18 protein-coding genes are annotated in these 18,067 nt (G+C 64.5%); 15 read left to right on the top strand and 3 right to left on the bottom strand.

Features of this window, described 5'->3' with window-relative positions; all coding sequences use genetic code 11:
- From ALC15_RS35650 to ALC15_RS35605, 10 genes are read left to right on the top strand one after another with little or no spacing between them, the layout of a single operon-like run.
- Nucleotides 1-1,212 (top strand): type II secretion system F family protein, encoded by a 1,212-nt coding sequence (locus ALC15_RS35650; RefSeq protein WP_050631339.1) that lies wholly within the window; start codon nt 1-3, stop codon nt 1,210-1,212.
- A gap of 53 nt (nt 1,213-1,265) precedes the next feature.
- Nucleotides 1,266-1,745 carry a type II secretion system major pseudopilin GspG gene (gspG, locus tag ALC15_RS35645; protein ID WP_050631363.1) on the top strand — a complete coding sequence of 160 codons (480 nt, stop codon included), beginning with the start codon at nt 1,266-1,268 and terminating at the stop codon, nt 1,743-1,745.
- A 15-nt stretch (nt 1,746-1,760) separates the two neighbouring features.
- A complete protein-coding gene (locus ALC15_RS35640; protein ID WP_050631338.1) occupies nt 1,761-2,225 on the top strand; it encodes a type II secretion system protein in 465 nt (154 codons plus the stop codon).
- On the top strand, nt 2,200-2,610 hold the full coding sequence (locus ALC15_RS35635) for a prepilin-type N-terminal cleavage/methylation domain-containing protein (RefSeq protein ID WP_128089668.1): 411 nt from the start codon (nt 2,200-2,202) through the stop codon (nt 2,608-2,610). The genes ALC15_RS35640 and ALC15_RS35635 overlap by 26 nt, the downstream gene beginning before the upstream one ends.
- Complete coding sequence (locus ALC15_RS35630; protein ID WP_050631336.1) at nt 2,607-3,314, top strand: PulJ/GspJ family protein; 708 nt, start codon at nt 2,607-2,609, stop codon at nt 3,312-3,314. Before ALC15_RS35635 ends, ALC15_RS35630 begins: the two co-directional genes overlap by 4 nt.
- Nucleotides 3,314-3,883, top strand: a complete 570-nt coding sequence (locus ALC15_RS46730; protein ID WP_050631335.1) for a hypothetical protein — start codon at nt 3,314-3,316, stop codon at nt 3,881-3,883. Before ALC15_RS35630 ends, ALC15_RS46730 begins: the two co-directional genes overlap by 1 nt.
- Nucleotides 3,868-4,242, top strand: a complete 375-nt coding sequence (locus ALC15_RS46725; RefSeq protein ID WP_050631334.1) for a hypothetical protein — start codon at nt 3,868-3,870, stop codon at nt 4,240-4,242. The genes ALC15_RS46730 and ALC15_RS46725 overlap by 16 nt, the downstream gene beginning before the upstream one ends.
- A complete protein-coding gene (locus ALC15_RS35615; protein ID WP_050631333.1) occupies nt 4,242-5,315 on the top strand; it encodes a PilN domain-containing protein in 1,074 nt (357 codons plus the stop codon). The genes ALC15_RS46725 and ALC15_RS35615 overlap by 1 nt, the downstream gene beginning before the upstream one ends.
- A complete protein-coding gene (gene gspM / locus ALC15_RS35610) occupies nt 5,312-5,875 on the top strand; it encodes a type II secretion system protein GspM (RefSeq protein WP_050631332.1) in 564 nt (187 codons plus the stop codon). Before ALC15_RS35615 ends, gspM begins: the two co-directional genes overlap by 4 nt.
- A complete protein-coding gene (locus ALC15_RS35605) occupies nt 5,875-6,519 on the top strand; it encodes a hypothetical protein (RefSeq protein ID WP_244486401.1) in 645 nt (214 codons plus the stop codon). Before gspM ends, ALC15_RS35605 begins: the two co-directional genes overlap by 1 nt.
- 18 nt (nt 6,520-6,537) lie before the next feature.
- Here ALC15_RS35605 and ALC15_RS35600 read toward each other — a convergent pair whose 3' ends face one another.
- Nucleotides 6,538-7,029, bottom strand: a complete 492-nt coding sequence (locus tag ALC15_RS35600; RefSeq protein ID WP_050631330.1) for a prepilin peptidase — start codon at nt 7,027-7,029, stop codon at nt 6,538-6,540.
- 246 nt (nt 7,030-7,275) lie between these two features.
- On the opposite strand from ALC15_RS35600, the gene ALC15_RS35595 reads away from it, so the two are divergent.
- The 4 genes from ALC15_RS35595 (at nt 7,276) to ALC15_RS35580 (ending at nt 12,542) form a co-directional block, all read left to right on the top strand.
- A complete protein-coding gene (locus ALC15_RS35595; protein WP_050631329.1) occupies nt 7,276-8,061 on the top strand; it encodes an EfeM/EfeO family lipoprotein in 786 nt (261 codons plus the stop codon).
- Complete coding sequence (locus ALC15_RS35590; RefSeq protein ID WP_050631328.1) at nt 8,058-9,434, top strand: cytochrome c peroxidase; 1,377 nt, start codon at nt 8,058-8,060, stop codon at nt 9,432-9,434. The genes ALC15_RS35595 and ALC15_RS35590 overlap by 4 nt, the downstream gene beginning before the upstream one ends.
- A 237-nt stretch (nt 9,435-9,671) precedes the next feature.
- A complete protein-coding gene (locus ALC15_RS35585; RefSeq protein WP_244486400.1) occupies nt 9,672-11,735 on the top strand; it encodes an alkaline phosphatase family protein in 2,064 nt (687 codons plus the stop codon).
- A 120-nt stretch (nt 11,736-11,855) separates the two neighbouring features.
- Nucleotides 11,856-12,542, top strand: coding sequence for a hypothetical protein (locus ALC15_RS35580; RefSeq protein WP_244486399.1), 687 nt, complete (start codon nt 11,856-11,858; stop codon nt 12,540-12,542).
- 11 nt (nt 12,543-12,553) lie between these two features.
- On the opposite strand, the gene ALC15_RS35575 is transcribed toward ALC15_RS35580, so the two are convergent.
- The gene (locus ALC15_RS35575; RefSeq protein ID WP_094194319.1) at nt 12,554-13,984 is read right to left on the bottom strand and encodes a cytochrome c peroxidase; all 1,431 of its coding nucleotides are present in this window, start codon (nt 13,982-13,984) and stop codon (nt 12,554-12,556) included.
- A gap of 307 nt (nt 13,985-14,291) precedes the next feature.
- Here ALC15_RS35575 and ALC15_RS35570 point away from each other — a divergent pair, with 307 nt between their 5' ends.
- Nucleotides 14,292-16,061, top strand: coding sequence for an alkaline phosphatase family protein (locus ALC15_RS35570; RefSeq protein WP_050631326.1), 1,770 nt, complete (start codon nt 14,292-14,294; stop codon nt 16,059-16,061).
- 68 nt (nt 16,062-16,129) lie between these two features.
- Here ALC15_RS35570 and ALC15_RS35565 read toward each other — a convergent pair.
- A partial coding sequence (locus tag ALC15_RS35565) for a DUF5801 repeats-in-toxin domain-containing protein (protein WP_244486398.1) occupies nt 16,130-18,067 on the bottom strand: 1,938 nt, incomplete at its 5' end.

Raw genomic sequence — 18,067 nt, 5'->3', positions numbered from 1 at the left:
GTGCCGAACTATCGCTATCGCGCTCTGACCCAGGCTGGCGAGATCGTGAACGGCACGATCTCGGCGCCGACCGCGGCCGAGGTGGCGCGACGGATCGAATATCTCAAGCTGCTGCCGATCGAGACCACCGAGGACAAGCGCGCATCAAGCGCCGGCGGCGGCCGTAGCCTGTTCGGCGGGCCGAGTGCCGCCGAGGTCACCACATTCACGCGCGACCTTGCGCTGCTGCTGAAAGCCGGCGCGCGTCTCGACGATGCGCTGGAGCTCCTGTCCGGCGATGCCGATGTCGGGCGGATGCGCCCGGTGGTCGCCAAGATCCGCGCAGCGCTGCTTACCGGCGAGAGCTTCGCCGATGCAGTCGCCGACCATCCGACCTTGTTCCAGCCGATGTACATCGCGCTGGTGCGGGTCGGCGAAATCTCCGGCACGCTCGATTCCGTGCTGGAGATGCTGGGCACCGAGCGCGCGCGGTCCGAGCAGATGCGGCGCAAGCTGACCGACGCCATGCAGTATCCGGCCTTCGTGCTGGTTGCGGCATCCGGCGTGATGCTGTTCTTCCTGCTGTTCGTGCTGCCGCAGTTCTCGACCGTGCTCGGTGATTTCGGCGGCAATTCGGACACGGCGCTCGCCAGCTTCATCGCGCTGTCGGATTTCCTGCGCGCCAACGCCACAGCGGCAAGCCTGATCAGCGCGGCGACGATTGCGCTCGCATGGTGGCTGCTGCGACAGGCGCGGGTGCGCGCTGCGCTGGTCAACGGCATTTCGCGGGTGCCGGGCATCAGCAGCGCGTTCCAGTTCTATCGCGCCAGCCTGTTCTGCCGCAATCTGGGCGTCCTGCTCGGCAGCGGCGTCAACCTCACGGCCGCGCTGCGCATCCTCGTCGACATCATGGCAGTGACCGGGAGCGAGGCGAACTGGACCGCCGCCGCGGACCGCGTCCGCCATGGCGGCAAATTGTCCGAAGCACTCGCGGTGGCGGACAGCCTGCCGCCGATGGCGGTGCGCATGCTGCGGCTCGGCGAAGAGACCGGGCAGCTGCCGGCGCTGGCCGGGCGGGTGGCGGAATTCTACGAAGCTAAATTGCAGCGCAGCCTGGATCGTGTCGTCGGCATCGTCGGTCCGCTGGCGATCATCACGATCAGCACCGTCGTCGGCGGGCTGATCGTCTCGGTCATGACGGCGCTGCTCTCGGTCACGCAGCTAGTCGGTTAAAGCAGAGGTCATCGGTCATGATATCGCGCAACAGCATCATCGAAGCATTATCCATGCGAGCGGGACGCGGTCGCGTGCGGCCGCAAACGCCGAGGCGTTCGGGCGAGGCGGGTTTCACCCTGGTCGAAATGCTGGTGGTGATCGCGATCATCGGCCTCATCATGGGGCTGATCGGACCGCGCGTGCTCAACTATCTCAGCGAGTCCAAGGTCAAGACCGCGCGCATCCAGCTGCAGAGCTTCTCCAGCGCGCTCGATTTGTTCTATCTCGACGCCGGGCGCTTCCCGTCTACGGCGGAGGGGCTCGCCGCGCTGGTGCGGCGCACGCCCGGGGTCGCGGCCTGGAACGGCCCGTATCTGAAGGGTGGCAACGTGCCGAACGATCCCTGGAATCACCCCTATCTCTATCGCTCGCCCGGCGAGCACGGGCCTTACGACATCGTCTCCTACGGGTCTGACGGCCAGGAAGGCGGCAGCGGTGCCTCGGCCGATATCTCGCTCGAGAAGACCACGGCCGCCAACAACGACCAGTAAGGATGCATGGCAAGCATGAATGACGCGGCGCAGCGCGGCTTCACCCTGCTCGAGATGGTGTGCGTGCTCGCCATCATCGCGCTGCTGGCGGCCGTGCTGCTTCCGTTCATTCCGCACCAGACGTCGCGGTCGCGCTTGCAGGCCTATGCGCTGCAGACCGCGACGCTGCTTAAGGCCGACCGGAACGCCGCCATCGAGCGTAGCACCAGCGTTGCGACGCTGGTCGATGCGCCGAGCCGCGTGATCCATTCAGGGTCGTCGCGCATGACGGTGCGGATCCCCGATGACGTGCGGTTCGATGCGGTGCTGCCGCAGAGCTGCCAGCGCCGCGCGGCACTGTCGACCATCCGTTTCTTCGCCAATGGCGGTTCCTGCGGCGGCTCCATCGCGCTGACGCGGCTCGATACGGGATATGAGGTCCGCGTCAACTGGCTCACCGGAAGGGTTGAAATCGTTGCCCGCGACGTCGCCGCCAACTGACCGCAGTGAGGCGGGGTTCACCATCATCGAGGTGCTGGTGGCGCTGGCGCTGGTGGCTGTCTCGATCGTTGCGATCGGCGCCGTGATGGGCGTCAAGACGCGCGGCGTCCGGGCGATGGAGCAACACGTGGCGCTGATGCAGGCGGTGCGGACATTGATGACGGTCGGCATTCCGCCGCGCGCCGAATTGCAGTCGGGTACGACGACCGGACAGGCGGAGGGCTATAGCTGGACCATCGAGGTCAGTCCGCTCGGTGGCAACTGGACGGTGCCCGAAGGCAATGTGCCCTGGGCTCCGGAGCTGGTGCGGATTCGCGTCAAATCTCCAGGCGGTGCGCTGTCCGACATTCGCACCGTGCGCCTGATGCCGAGGTCTGCGGAATGATCCGGGCAAGGACAGCACAGCGAACCAATGAGCGCGGCTTCACGCTGATCGAGATGATCGTCGCGCTGGCGTTGATGGGGCTGTTGCTGTCGGCGCTCGCCGGCATCACCGGGGAATGGCTGCCGAGCTGGAACAGGGGGCTCGATCGGATCCAGCGCAGCGAACTGATCGGGATCGCGCTGGAACGGATCGGCGCCGATCTTGCCGCGGCCGAGTTCGTTGCGGCCAACCGCGATACCCACAAGCCGCTGTTCGACGGATCGGAACTGTCAGTGACCTTCGTGCGCACCTCGCTGGGGCCGAATGCCGGCCCGGGGCTCGACGTGGTGCACCTTGGCGAGGTCAGGGATCGCGGCGAGTTCGTCACGGTCCGTTCGCAGGCGCGATTCACGCCCCTCGCCGACGGGGTGTCGCTGTCGGAGCAGGTGCATCTCGGCAGCCCCGTGGTGCTGCTGCGTGCGCCGTATCGGCTGTCCTTCGCCTATGCCGGTGTCGACCGGGCCTGGAAGAACGCGTGGAAGGATGCCGAGCGGCTGCCGGCGATGATCCGGCTGACCGTGCGTGACGCGGTGAGCCAGCGCGTGTTGTCGGTTTCGACCATCGCGCCGGTCCATGTCCAGATCCCGAGCGATTGCACCAAGCCGGACGGCAATTGCGGCGACAAGGGCAGTTCCAATGTTCCGACCGATCAGGGGAAGACCTGATGGGTGCGCCCGGCAATAGCGGCCGATCGCCGGCTGACCGCGGCTTCGTCATCGTTGCGGTGCTCTGGATCCTGCTGGCGCTGTCGTCGCTGGCGGTCATCTTCTCGGCCTATCTTGCCGCGTCGGCGCGGGCGCTGGCGGCGAGCGACGTCTCGTTGCAGACGGAGGCGCTGGTCTCGGCCGGGCTCGAGCTCACCGCCTATCAGCTGACGCTGACGGATGAGAAGACGCGGCCGCAGCACGGCGCGTTTCAGTTCGGGCTGGACGATGCCAGCGTTGGTGTCAGCTTCACGTCGGAGGCCGGCCGTGTTGACCTGAACTACGCGTCGAAGGAGATGCTGGCCGGCCTCTTCGTCGTGCTCGGCGCTCAGAAGGACGCCGCCTCGGAATATGCCGACCGCATCGTCGGCTGGCGGACCCGGCCGACGCCGGGCAGCGAGAACGTGGAGGCCGCGCGCTACAACGCGCTGGGCTATTCGCCAAGCAGGGGCTGTTCACCCATGTCAACGAGCTGGCGCTGGTCGCCGGCATCCCCGAGGCCTTTGTCGACCGCGTGCTGCCGTTCGTGACGGTGTTCAACGGCAGTCCGGATGTCGATCCGAAGATCGCCGCGCCGGAAGTCGCGCTGGCGGTGGATAAGGCATCGGGGAAGCAACAGGATAGTTTCGGCTCGAGCACGCTCGGCTCGAATGCTCCGTCGCCGAACGGCATCGCCGCGGGAGCGCAGGCCCAGAACCCGCAGGGTGCGGCGTCGACGGCGCAGAGCCCTTGCTACCGGATCGCGATATCGATCCGATTCCGCAACGGTCACCGCACCACGTCTGAAGCGGTGATCGCGCTCGGCGACAAGGCCGAGCCCTATCGTGTGTTGTCCTGGCAGAACGATCTTGAACCGAGAGGCCCGGTTATGTTGCGCGGGAGAGGGTGATGGCAATGCTTGCCGAAGCACGGCAATGGTTCGAGCAATGGATCGGCGCGGTCGCGACGGCCGTTGACGGCGTCGCGGGCAGGTTCGTGCGCCGGCGCAGCGTCGAGCTCGACGAGAATGGCGACGGCACCTTCACCGCCCGCCTGGCGGCGGCCAAGGACGGCTCGCCCGCAGCTCCGGTTTCGTTCCGGCTCGATCATGATGTACCGCAACCTGCGCTGCCGGCGGAGTGGAAGACGGCCTTCGACGGCAGCCGCATCGAGGTGCGTTTGCGTTCGGATCACATCGTCAGCCGTGTGCTCGATTTCCCGAGCCAGGCAAGCGACTTTCTCGACGGCATGATCCGTGCGCAGGTCGACCGGTTGACGCCATGGTCCGCCGCCGATGCGGTGTTCGGCTGGGGTTCGCCGCAGCCGATCGCCAACGACCGCATCGAAGTCGCGTTCGGTGCGACCGCGGCGGCCAAGGTCGATCCGGTGGTCCGGATGGCCAGGATGCTCGGCGCCGCCTCCATTGCGGTCTCGGCGCCGGCAGTCGGCAGCGATGGCACGCCGCAGCAGGTGACGCTGCTCGACCGATCGCTGCGCGGCCTTGCCGGGCCTGCGGTTCCACGGCTGCTGCGCATCGCCCTGGTCTCGACGGCCGCCGCGGCCGCGGTCTGCATGCTGCTCAACATCTATGTCGGCGGATGGCTGCAATCCGAGCAGGAGGATCTGCAACATCGGATTTCGCAGCGCCGCGCCGCGCTGCGCCTCGATGCCAACGGCAATACGTCCGGCCTCGGCCTCTTGGCCAAGCGCAAGCAGACGACGCCGTCGAGCGTCATGGTCCTGGAAGCGATCTCGCGCGTGCTGCCGGACACGACCTATGTGACGGAGCTCCGTATCGAGGGCAACAAGGTGCAGGTGGTGGGATTGACCCAGGATGCGCCATCCTTGATCCGGCTGCTGGAGCAGTCGCCGCAATTCACCCGCGCGACGTTCTTCGCGCCGACAACCCGCGCGGCGAATGAATCGGCGGAGCGGTTCCACGTCGAAGCCAACATATCAGCCTATTTTGGGTCCGGCTCATGAGCGTAGCATCCCGATCGCTGACCGCGGTCAGCACCTCACCCCTCGTCGCCACCGCGAGCTATCTCGGTCTCGTCGTGCTGTTGCTCTTCGTCGTCATCTCGTCGCTCTCGGATCTCATCGGCCTGCGCAGCGATGTTGCGGCATCGGCCGGAATGCTGGAGCAATTGGAGGGACGATCCAGGGCGAAGACCGCGCCCGGCGAGGCCGCCATGCCGACCGGTTCCGCCTATCTCGAGGGGGCGACGGTCACGGTTGCTGGCGCCACCTTGCTGCAACGGGTGTCGGGTGCGGTGATCAAGGCCGGCGGCAACGTGCTGTCGACGCAGCTCGACGTTCCCAACGCACCGGCCAAGGCCGGCTTCATCAGCATGGTGGCAAGCAGCGAGATCGAGCAGGCGCAATTGCAGCAGGTGCTCTACGATCTTGAAGCCGGCATGCCGTTCCTGTTCATCGACCAGTTGGTGGTGCAACCGGTTGCCGACGAAGCCGCCAAGGGCAGCGATCCCGGCAAGTTGCGCGTGCTGCTCGGCGTGTCCGGACAATGGCGAGGAGCCAAATGATGCGACGCCATGCTGCGATCATCGTGCTGCTCGCGATGTCGGCTCAAGCCGCGCCGGCCGCCGTGCCGGACCGGTCCGGCGATGCGCTGGATGCCGGGTTGCTCGACGAGACCCGTCTGGGGGGGCCGGTGCTGAGCTCGCCGCCGGCCTCCGAACCGGTGACGTCGGTCCGGGTGGCCCCGTCGCCTGCGCCGACGCCGCGGCCGCTCAGCGCAAATCCGCTGTGGGGCATTCCGCTCACGACGCTGTCCAATACCCGCGACCGCCCGGTGTTCTCGCCGTCGCGGCGGCCTCCGCCTGCCGTGGTTGCGGAACCGGAGGTCAGCAAGCCTGTGCCGCCACCGCCGCGCAAGGTCGCGACCGAGCCGCCGCCGCTGTCGCTGGTCGGCACGATCTCGGGAGATGACGAAAGCTTCGGAATCTTTCTCGATCAATCGAACAAGACCGCGCTGCGGCTGAAGATCGGCGACGATTTCCAGGGCTGGAAGCTGCGAACCATCAAAGCGCGCGAAGCCACGATGGAGAAGGACGAGCACGAGGCGGTGCTCACATTGCCTCAGCCTGGTGGTGATGAGAGCGGCGAGGCCCGCCTCGTTCCGGTCAGCACCGAGCGCAAGCCATTGGCCCTGCGACGTCAGATGTAAGGGGACGTCCCGCAGCAGCTAGTTCAGCGCAAGCCAGTTCTGAAGTGCCGGCGTCAGGAGAAGCCCGAGCGCAAGAAAAGGGCCGAACGGGATCGACGTCTGGCGCTTCATCGCGTGTCCCGCGAGTTGCAGGCCGCCGGCCACACCAAGTGCCACGAGCGCCGCGATCAGCAGCAGGGTTGGAACCCCCGACGCACCGACCCAGATCGACGCGGCGGCAAGAAACTTCACGTCGCCAAGCCCGAGGCCGTCCACGTGCCGCAGGGCGAAGTAGAGGCGCTGCAACAGCCAGAACACGACGCCGACGAGGCCGGCGATCGCCATCGCACTGAAGGCGGCTGTTGCACTGTCAGTGACAACGATGTTCGCAAGTCCGAGTGCTGCGATCGCAAGATTCAGCCAGTCGGGAATGATGCCGTGGCGAAGATCGATCAGCGCGACGGCGCAACACAGCACGCAAAGCGCGCTATAAGATGCAATGAAGTAAAGCGCTTCGTGATCGATCTGCATGGTAACGGGACAAGTGTGACGCGTAAGCACAATGTGTTGCAACAACTCGCGCGCATTGAACAGTGCATTTTCAATCGATCAGCAGCGCCGCATGATGCGTTTGCGGCATTGTGATCGTCATCGACGATGATGAAACAGAAAAGATGCGACAAAAAGTCTGCGCTGTCACAAATCCGCATAGGATACCGACAATAGTTCGCTCCGCTACGTGCCGCGAGCCCTTCGCGGCAGATGAGTGGGTTGACTATGTACAAGATGCGAGTGGCGGCGTGCCTGGCTTTGCTGGCCGCGTCGGCAGGCGTGCGCGCCGCGAATGCGGGCGCTCTCGAGGACGGCGCCGAGCGTTATCGGCCCTACTTGATCGAGGGCGTCGGCAGCGCGCTGGCGGGCGCGCGTGCGTTGCGCGAACGCGCCGCTGCTGCGGATCTGCCCGGTGCAAGGAAAGCCTGGTTGTCGGCGCGCGCCGGCTGGGAGCGCTCGGAGGTGTTCACCGCGGGCTTCGTGCCCGAGCTCGATGCGCAGATCGACGCCTGGCCGAACGCGGACAGCGGGTTTCATGCCATCGAGGCAAAACTGTTCGGCGCTGCCAGCACCGACGTCGCCACCGATGCGACCGGCCTCGTCGAGCACCTGAATGATCTTCACGGCAAGCTCAAGGACATCAAGCTGACGCCGCAGGGCCTGCTCGACGGCACGGTGCGGCTCGCCTACGAAGTCGGCGAGAGCAAGGCCGATGGCGGCGAGTCGCGCATCAGCGGCACTTCGCTGGACGACATGCGCAACAATATCGCCGGCATCGACTTCGCCTATCACACGATATTCTCCGCCGCGCTCAACACGGTGGACGGCAAGCTCGACGAGATGGTGACGAACCGCATCGAGCAGCTGCAGGCGATCGTTGCCACGCCCGACCTGCCTCACATCAATATCGCCGATCTGCGCCAGACCAGCGAGGAGCTGGTCGTCGCGCTGCAGAGCGCCTCGGCAAAGCTCGGGCTGCAACGCCCGACCCTGGAGGCGCAGGCGCGATGACATCGTTCCACCGGCGGCTGGCCGCGCTGCTTCCCGGCGTCATCGCCCTCGCGTTGCTCGGGCGTGCGGCAGCGTTTCCGGTCGACGGCGACAAGACCGTGCTGCCGGTCGCGACCGAGCTGAACGAGGATGCGCTCGACAAGCCGCGCGAGGTGTTCCAGTCCGAGCGGACCGGAGCCAAATCGTATCTGGTCAATCTCGGTGATCTCGCCTTCAATTCGCCGGGACTGCTAGGCGAGGTGGCGCGGCAGGCCGGCGTGAGCTGCGGCACCTGCCACGTCAATGGTGCGAACAACGCCAAATTCTTCATGCCGAAGATGTCGAGCCGGCCCGGCACCTTCGACACCACGGGCCCATTGTTCAATCCGAAGGCGAACAATCTGGCGTTCGATCCGGTGCGGATCCCGAGCCTGCGCGGCGCGCGCTATCTTGCGCCCTACGGCGCCGACGGCCGCTTCGCCTCGCTGCGCGATTTCGTCCACAATGTCATCACCAACGAGTTTGCCGGTCCCGAGCCGTCGCCGGCAACACTCGATGCGATCGTCGCCTATCTTCACGATATCGACTTCCTGCCCAATCCGAGTCTCGGTCCAGCCGGACGACTGGCCGGCAAGATCACCGACGCGGAGCGCCGCGGCGAGGCGCTGTTCGCAAAACCGTTCCCGCACGATGCTGCACTGAGCTGCGCGGGGTGCCATGTTCCGTCGTCCGGCTTTGTCGATCACCAGCAGCACGATGTCGGTTCAGGCGGACTGTTCAAGACGCCGACGCTGCGCAACGCCGACTTCAACGCGCCGTATTTCCACGACGGCCGCTTCGATAACTACAACCAGGTCGTCGATTATTTCGACCGGACCTTTCAGCTCGAGCTCTCGGCGCAGGACAAGGGCGACCTCGTCGCTTATCTCACGGCCGTCGGCGACGGCGTGCAGCCCTATGAACGCGACGGCGCCGGTGCGACGCTGAAGGAGATCAACGATTTCTCGACGGTGCTCGCGACGGCGATTCCCGCCGGTGACAAGGACATCGTCGGGCTGGCGGTCGATACGATCGGCCGCGAACTGCGCGAACTGACCGAGCAATATCCCGATCGCAAGAACACCAGCGTGTCGGGCGGCGAGCAGCAGCGTGTGCTTGCGCGCAACGGGCTCAAAGAGCTCGTGCTGACGTTGCGGCGCATCGAGATGGCGGTTGCCGCGGGCCGCAACGCGGATGCTGCAACCGAGTTCAGGAACTATCGCAACCTGATGGCCGCTGCTGTGCCTGCGCTGTTGGCCAGCGCCGAGCCGTGGTCGCTGTTCAATCAAGATGTGCACGACCAGCATTACGCTGCACTTCGCGAGGTGATGCGCTCCAGGCACATCGCGCATTGATCGGCTTTTATCGTAGCGGATTCGCGCAACGCGTCGTTGCGTGGACTGCTGCGTCGATTTTCGATCATCGATCGAAAGTCGATTAGTGGAGATGCGTCGTGCGGCGGCAGATGTCTCCACAGAAAATCTTTGAACGTTTCGAAATTTCTCGCGCGCTTTCACGTAAGCGAAAAGCATGCGTCATACTGTCGCACTAAGCAGGGCGTGTTGCTATCCGCAAACACCCTGAGGTCGACAATGAGTTTGAATTACAAAAAGCACTGGCGAACCAGCACCGCGCTCTGCATCGCGTCAACGGTGCTGGTCGCAACTGCCGCATATGCCGCTCACTATCCGGGCGGTCGCAGTGATTGGGACAAGCGTTCGCATCACAATCACCAGGCGCAAGAAGAGGGCGATCGTACGAAGCATGAGAACCATGGAGATCATGGTGGCAAGGATCACGGCGACAAGGGCAAGACGGCGTCGCCGATCAAGCACGTCATCATTCTGATCGGCGAGAACCGCGGCCTGGATCACACCTTCGGTGTGTACAAGCCGAAGGGCAAGGGGCAGACCATCTCCAACCTGTTGTCGAAGGGTATCGTCAACGAGGACGGAACGCCGGGACCGAACTTCGCGCTGGCGCAGCAGGCCTCGGTCGCGGGCCAGCCGCTGTACTACATCGGTGCGCCTGCCATCTCGAAGTCGCCCTACAACGCCACCAATCTGATGCCGCAGCCGAACACCAACGGCACGCCGACCGCGCAGAGCGACACGTCGCCTCCGTTCAAGACGATCACCGAAGCCAGTGTCGAAAAGGACATGGATCCGGCCGATCTCGACATCCTCACCACCGGCTTCAGCGGCCTGCCGACCGGTGTGCTGGATACCCGCGTGCCCGGCGCCGGCGGTCTGAACGGACCGTTCCCGCTGCAGGGTGAGCAGATCAGCGACGACGACTATACGGGCGACTCGACCCATCGCTTCTATCAGGATTGGCAGCAGGAAGACTGCAACGCCGCCAACGCCACCAAGAAGAACAATTCGGGATGCCTCAACGACCTGTTCCCGTTCGTGATGGCGACCTATTCGTCGTCGAACAAGAGCATGGCCAACTCGATGGGCTTCTACAATGCCCAGCAGGGTCAGGCCCCGGTCCTGAAGATGCTCGCCGACCGCTTCACCCTGAGCGACAATTTCCACCAGTCGTTCCACGGCGGCACCGGCGCGAACCACTTCATGCTCGGCACCGGCGACGCGGCGTTCTGGAGCGACGGCAAGGGCAATCCGGTGACGCCGCCGGCGAACCTGATCGCCAATCCGAATCCGGTCGCGGGTTCGGTCAATCGCTACACCGTCGACGGCAACTGGAGCAACTGCTCGGACGTGTTCCAGCCCGGCGTGAAGCCGATCGTCAACTATCTCAACAATCTGCCGTACGCGGCGGAGCCCAACTGCAAGCCCAACCACTACTACATGCTCAACAACGTCAATCCGGGCTACCTGCCGAACGGCGCGCTGTCGGGCGGCAACAACGTGCCGCCGTCGTCGGTTCGCACGATCGGCGATGCGCTGATGGAGAAGAACATCTCCTGGGCGTTCTATGGTGGCGCGTTCAACGACGCCGTGGCGCTCTCCAATGCCGCGGTTGCCGCCAATCCGTCGAACCCGAACCTCAGCGCCGCTGCGGTCGCCGATCCGGCGCACGCGCTCGGTGTTGCCTACTGCCAGATTTGCAATCCGTTCCAGTATGCGACCTCGATCATGGCCAACCCGGCCGTGCGTCAGGCCCACATGAAGGACACTGCCGATCTGATCACGGCGATCCAGAACAACACGCTGCCCGCGGTGTCGTTCGGCAAGCCGGACGGTCTGCTCGACGGTCACCCGCAGAGCTCGAAGGTTGACCTGTTCGAGGCCTATGTCCTGAACGTGCTCAACGCGCTGGAGAACAATCCGGAGCTGAAGGCTGATACCGCGATCTTCGTCACCTGGGATGAGGCCGGCGGCTACTGGGACTCCGGCTACCAGCAGTCGATCGACTTCTTCGGCGACGGACCGCGCATTCCGACCCTGATCCTCTCGCCCTATTCGACGGGCGGCAAGGTCAACCACAACTACGCCGACCACGCTTCGCTGCTGAAGTTCATCGAACGCAACTGGGGCCTCCAGCCGCTCACGAACCGCAGCCGCGACAACCTGCCGAACCCGAGCTACTCGAAGAACAACGAGTACGTCCCGACCAACAGCCCGGCGCTCTCTGACTTGTTCGACGCGTTCGACTTCAGCAAGCCGGTGACGTTGTCCTACACCGAGTGATCGGGCCCTCGTCCACCACGAGGTCTTGAATCCATCCAAGGCCGGCGCCGATCGAACCATTGGTTCGGTCGGCGCCGTCATGTTCTGCCTGCCCATCAACTGGACGACCGGGGATCTGCGATGACGCGCGACGAAAACACATGCAAGGAGCGCAGGCGTGTGGCGGCTTGCCTGTCCGCGATCGCGATCCTGGCCGTCGCGCCGATGCCGGCGACGGCGCAGCAATTTGCAGCTGACCTCGTCGCGCGGAAGGACGATGCGGCAACCGCCATGGGAACGCTGCGGGTCTCGGGCCGAAAAGCGCGCATCGAGACCACCGCGCTGCCCGACGGCTTCTTCCTGCTCGATACGGCCGGCCCCGCCGCCTATTTCGTCCGGCCGGCCACGCACGTCTTCATGAATGCGATGCAATCGAGCCCGCTCACCCAGCAGTTCGTGCCGGTCGATCCCGACGATCCGTGCCGGCAATGGCTGGTGATGGCGCAGCTATCCGCGCCGGTCGATCTCGCGACGTGGCACTGCCAGCACGATGGACAGCAGGCCATCGCGGGGCGCAACACCGAAATCTATCGAATCGCCGCACCGTCCGGTCTGGGCTTCACCGGCTGGATCGACCGTGCGCGCAGCTTTCCGGTGCAGATCAAGACCGAAGACGGGACGGTGATATCAGCCGATCACATCCGGGACGAGCCCCAGCCGGCGCAAAGCTTCGAACTTCCCGCGGGTCTGCGCAAGTTCGACCCGCACGCGCTGATCCGCCGGATCCAGCAGAGCGACGTATGGGTCGAGCCGCCGGCCTCGCAGTGATGGGCCGTGCGCTACTGTGATTGCCCGCTGGTGACCGGCAGCATCCGGCCGAGTGCCGTGTAGTGGGCTTGATGCACGGTGCTGTTGAACAGCGACCACGGCTCGGCCTTTTTCAGGGCGACGGGGACGTCGAAATTCACCAGCTGGGCAAATCTGCGATACTCCGTCATCGCTTCGTCGATATGACCGGCCGCGACTTCGAGGTCGATGCGGCGCAGCGTGAGGACGAGTTCCTTCAGGATCGCGCGCGCCGCGAGCCGCTCGTCCTTGCCGCCGATCGAGGTGTTCCTGATGTCCGGGATGTGCTCGGTCAATTCGCGCAGTTCGGCGCCGACCCCGGTCACGGCGAGCGACACCGCCGCGGTATCGGCGGCCGGGATCGCGGCCTCAAGCACGCTTGAGAGCTCCAGCACTTCCTTCATCCGGAGCACGACGCCGTCCTTGTCGAACGGACGTTCGCCGTCGCCGACCGCATTCAGATAGGCCACGAGGTCCTGCACGTCCTGGGTCGACAGTTCGAGGTCGAACACGCGGTCGAAATGATCGACCACCTGCTCATAGCTGTCGTAGCGGCCGTCGTGGAAGTACGGCGCGTTGAAATTGGCGTTAAGCAGGGTAGGGGTCTTCACCAGCCCGCCCGATCCAACGTCGTGACGCACCTGGTCGTTGAAGGTTCCACCCGGAATGTGACAGCCGGCGCAGCTGAGCTCGGCCTGCTTCGGGAACGGCTTGAAGAACAGCGCCTCGCCACGGCGCTCGGCCACGCTTGCCTGCGCACCGAGCCTGCCGCCGGGCGCGATCTTCGGATTGGGGAGGAAGTCGATGTCGTTGATATAGGCGACGAGGCCGTCGAGGACCTGGTCGCTTGGCCGCGGGCCGGAAAACTCGTTGACGATGACATTATATACAAACTCGCGCAGCGAGGTGATGCGCCCGTCATGGCCGTAGGGAGCGAGGAAGCGGGCGCCCCGCAGGCTCGGAATCCTGACCGGGTCGAGGATGCTGTTGAAGGTCCTCGCGTTGAAGACGAGGCTCGTCGTGTCGAAGGTGCCGGGGCGCGAGGACACGCCCGGAACGAACAGCTTCGGGTTCGATGCGCCGCTGACGTGGCAGGTGCCGCAGCTCATCTCGGCCTGGCGCGCCTTGCCGCCGAGGATGGAAGGCGAGTTGAACGCGAGATCACCGAGATTGACCAAATAGGACTTTCGGCCGCCCATCGCCTCGGAATGAAAGAGCTCGCGCGGCCGCACCAGGGCGTCCTCGGAAAATTCAGTGCCGGCCGGCAGCACGGTCTGGTCGCCGCCGAGCGGAAACGCCAGTGCGCGCAACGGCAGCAAGGCAACCACGAGCGCCAGCAATGCAGTCCGCCGCGGTCTCACGTCGCGATCGGCAGATGGCGCACGACATTTCGCGGAGCCGGACGCCAGAATATCCCAAGCCATTGCGAGAGTACGCCCCTTGTCACAATGCATATGCGCCGCCCGACGTCGGAAGATGTCACCGAGGTGACAGTTTCCTGTCGGCAGGATCAATGACCATCTGTTTGGATAGACGACTGTTGATTGCGGTTTGATGACGATCAATCAACGGGCCGGAAGCGGCGCTGCATATGACAGAAAGAAAAATGATCGGCGTGTGCGGGTTCTTTCACGCGTTTGTGCGCGCGTCGAAAAACGGTCATCCCGGCGAAATGTGTTTTGCATAGCGTGCAACTCCATTTCTATTTCTTTCTGGAATCAGGAGAGCACTATGCGGCTTTGGGGAGCCATTCCGGCGCTCGCAGTTGTTGCTGGCGCCGTTGCCATCTCACCGGTGGCAAACGCCGAGAATTTGGTCGAAAAGATCGTTGATGAGTTCAAGCACGAGGTGCGGGACGAACTGCGTGAGCTGCGCGACCGCGGCCATGAGGGCGTGCATCAGTACAAGCACATCGTCGTCATCTATCAGGAAAACCACAGCTTCGATAACCTGTACGGGCATTGGGGCGATGTCGGCCGCGACAAGATCAACGGTACTTCCGACGCCGACCAGGCCCATACGCTGCAGGTCCGCCAGGACAACCAGACCGTCTATGCCTGCCTGTTGCAGAACGACGTCAATCTGACCTCTCCGTCGCCGCAGCCGACCACCTGCACCGACAACACGGGCTCGGTCGCGATCCTGAGCGCGTTCAAGAACAAGCCGTTCGAGATCAACGACTTCATCCCGACCTCGGCGACCACTTGTCCGAAGCCGGTCGGTGCGTTCGCCGCGCACGGCTTCCTCAACGGCACCGGCGCGCCCGGCGGCTGTACCGAGGACATCGTGCATCGCTTCTACAGCGAGCAGTATCAGCTCAACGGCGGCCGGCAGAACCGCTACGTGACCGGCAGCGACGCTTCGGGCCTGGTGATGGGCTACTACGACACCAAGAAGCTGCCGATCTACAGCTATCTCCACGGCCACGGCGCGCCGAACTACGTCATCGCCGACAGCTTCTTCCAGGGTGCCTTCGGCGGCTCGTTCCTCAACCACCAATTCTTTGTCGCGGCCGCGGCGCCGCAGTTCGTCGGTGCCTTGAACGACGGCAGCGCCAACGACTTCCACTCGATCGTCGATGCCAACGGCATGCCGACCAGCACGCCGCTCTATGCGCCGCTCTCCACCGTGAAGGACGCGCAGCTCACGGCGAAGTGCAACCAGGCCGGCCTGCCGGCGGGCCTCGCCTGCGGTGACTATGCGGTTAACACCACGCAGCCGACCTACCAGCCCTATTCGCCGGGCACTCCGGACATCAAGCGCCTGCCGCCGCTGCACACGCCGAACATCGGCGATCGGCTGTCGGCCAAGCATGTTGACTGGGCCTGGTACTCGGGCGGCTGGTCCAATGCCAATGGCGACGTCGGTGCTTCCGGCTGGACCAATGGCAACGGCACGACCTGCACCGATCCGAACCATGTCTCCACCGCAGTGTTCCCGAACTGCCCCGACGTGGACTTCCAGTACCACCACCAGGCGCTCAACTACTTCGCCAATTACGCGCCGGGAACGCAGGCCCGCAGGGATCACCTGAAGGACGAGGCAGAGTTCATCCAGGCAGCCAAGACCGGCCGGCTGAAGCAGGTCAGCTTCATCAAGCCGATCGGCGAGGAGAACGAGCATCCGGGCTACACCAGCGAGTCCGAAGGCAGTCAGCATCTCGTCGATCTCGTCAAGGCGATCGTCGAAGGGCCTGATGGCAAGGACACGCTGATCGTCATCACCTATGACGAGTTCGGTGGGCAGTGGGACCACGTGCCGCCGCCGCCGTTCAACCGTCATGGTGCCGAGGCCCGTGCTGCGGACCAGTGGGGCCCGGGCACCCGCATTCCGGCGCTGCTGATCGCCAAGCGCTTCAACAAGTCGGGCGTCGCGCATGAGGACTTCGACACCACGTCGATCCTCAGGATGCTCGAGAAGCGTTTCGATCTTGATCCGCTGGTGACGCGCCCGGTGCGCAGCCTGTCGGCGGCGCTGAAGGCCGGCGAAGGCTGGCACTGATACGAGAGATCATCCTGCCCGCGCCAATAGCTGACGCGGGCCAGGACTTTCACCAGGCTTCAGGGCCCTTACAGGATCAGATCGTGCTGCACATGAGCGATCGGATCTGAAATGACGGTGCCGGCCATTGCCGCAATTTCCGGACTGGGCGCGAATATCGGCGCGGGTGCCCCGGTCGTGACGCCCTGAATATCGACCTGAAGGCTGGTCGTGGCTGTATCGCCATCCTTGTCGGCGGCAAGCACGTCGAAAAGCAGATCGGTGCTCGGGATGGTCGTCTTCTCGTTATAGGTGATGTTGTTGACCGTGAAGGTGGCGTTTCCGCTGGCCGCCTGACTGTAGTCGATCCCGACCTGGTTGAACTCCTTGCCAACGTAGAGCGTGTAGGTCGACGTGGCGCTGTCGAAAGTAGACGTGTCGATCAGCGACGCATCCGACGTTTGTTGCACGACCACGGTGGGATTGCCGCTATGTGGCTTTGCAACGTCGATGCTGAAGTCGTGCACGTCGGTGCCGCCGTCCAGGACCTTGAAGATCACGCTCGCCGTGCCATTGCCTTGCCACTGGGTCAGCATGAAGCTGATCTGCGGCTGCTCGTTGGAGAACTTAAGGTTCAGCTGCTCGTTGGGATCCATGCTGAGCCCGGTATCGCCGACTGCGATGCCGTTGCTCGACGCCTTGACATCAATGGGATTGCCGCTGTTGTCGGATCCGGTGATGACGAGCTCTTTATCCGGGGCGGTGAGGGACGGCGTGCCGCCGCCCGAGGCGCCGAAGGTGGAGCCGGTCACGGTGACCTGCTTCAGCACGTCGACGCTCTCGAGATCGAAGATGAAGGTTCCGTCCGGATTGATCAGCAGCGTGAAGTAGGGATCAGCCAGCGTACCGCCTGAATCCGAGAGGTAGGCGTCCATTTCGACGCCGCCGCTCACCGTGTGAGTCGCATAGTAGAAGTTGTAGTCGTCGCCATTTCCGGTGACATGCACCGAGGTGATGCCGCCACCGAGGCTGGACGTGGCCAGGTTGAATCCCGTGCTGCCGACCGCACCGTCGTGGATCGCAACCTGCATCCCGGCATCGCCATCCGCGCCGAAATTGACGTGGTAGGTGCCGGTCGCGATCTGATCGTCTTGACCGGCGATGCAGGTCTCCGGGAATCCGCCGATGGTCGGACCGTCATCGGTGATCGTCAATTGCTTGCCGAGGTCGAGGCTCGCGCTCTGGACGTCGCCGTCCTTGTCGGTGATGGTTGCAACCAGGTTGACGATGCCGGCTCCCAGCGTAACGCCTTCGCCGGTGTCGAGATTGGTACCGAGGGGTTGCGTCACCGCGCGATATTCGGTGAAGGTCACGAGCCCTGTTGTCGGGTCGACGGCGATGGTGAATGCCAGCGTGCCGTCGGTCGTGCCGACATGGCCTTCGATGGTGCTGCCGTTCAGAACCAGCACGTCGGCGAGGCCGGTGTGCGAATCGATCAGGCCCGACGCGGTATCGTTGCCGCCGCTGATCGTCAGCGCGTAGCAGATGGTCGCACCATCGGCGCCTTGAACCGAAGTGAATGCCGTCGAGAAGTCGGTCGATGTCGTCGTCTGCGATGCATCCGGCGCCGAGCCGGCGATGTGGTCGTCGAACGCCGTCGCGGTCAGATGCGTTTCGCTCAACGACAGCGATGGCGTCGTGCCATTTGCCGCGATGCTCGGTCCGTCGTCGGTGATCGTGAGCTGCTTGCCGAGGTCAAGGCTCGCGCTCTGGACGTCGCCGTCGCGGTCCGTGATGGTTGCAACCAGGCTGACGATTCCCGGCGCCAGCGTCACGCCTTCGCCGTTGTCCGGACTGGTGCCAAGCGGCTGCTTCACCGCCCGATACTCGGTGAAGGTCACGAGCCCCGTGGCCGGATCGACCGTGATGGTGAATGCCAGGGTGCCGTCGGTCGTGCCGACATGGCCCTCGATCGTGTTGCCGTTCAGAACCAGCAGGTCGGCGAGGCCGGTGTGCGAATCGACCAG

Origin of the sequence: Bradyrhizobium viridifuturi (assembly GCF_001238275.1) — a bacterium.
In the GTDB taxonomy this organism is placed as follows: Bacteria; Pseudomonadota; Alphaproteobacteria; order Rhizobiales; family Xanthobacteraceae; genus Bradyrhizobium; species Bradyrhizobium viridifuturi.
This window is presented reverse-complemented; position numbering and strand designations above follow the sequence as displayed.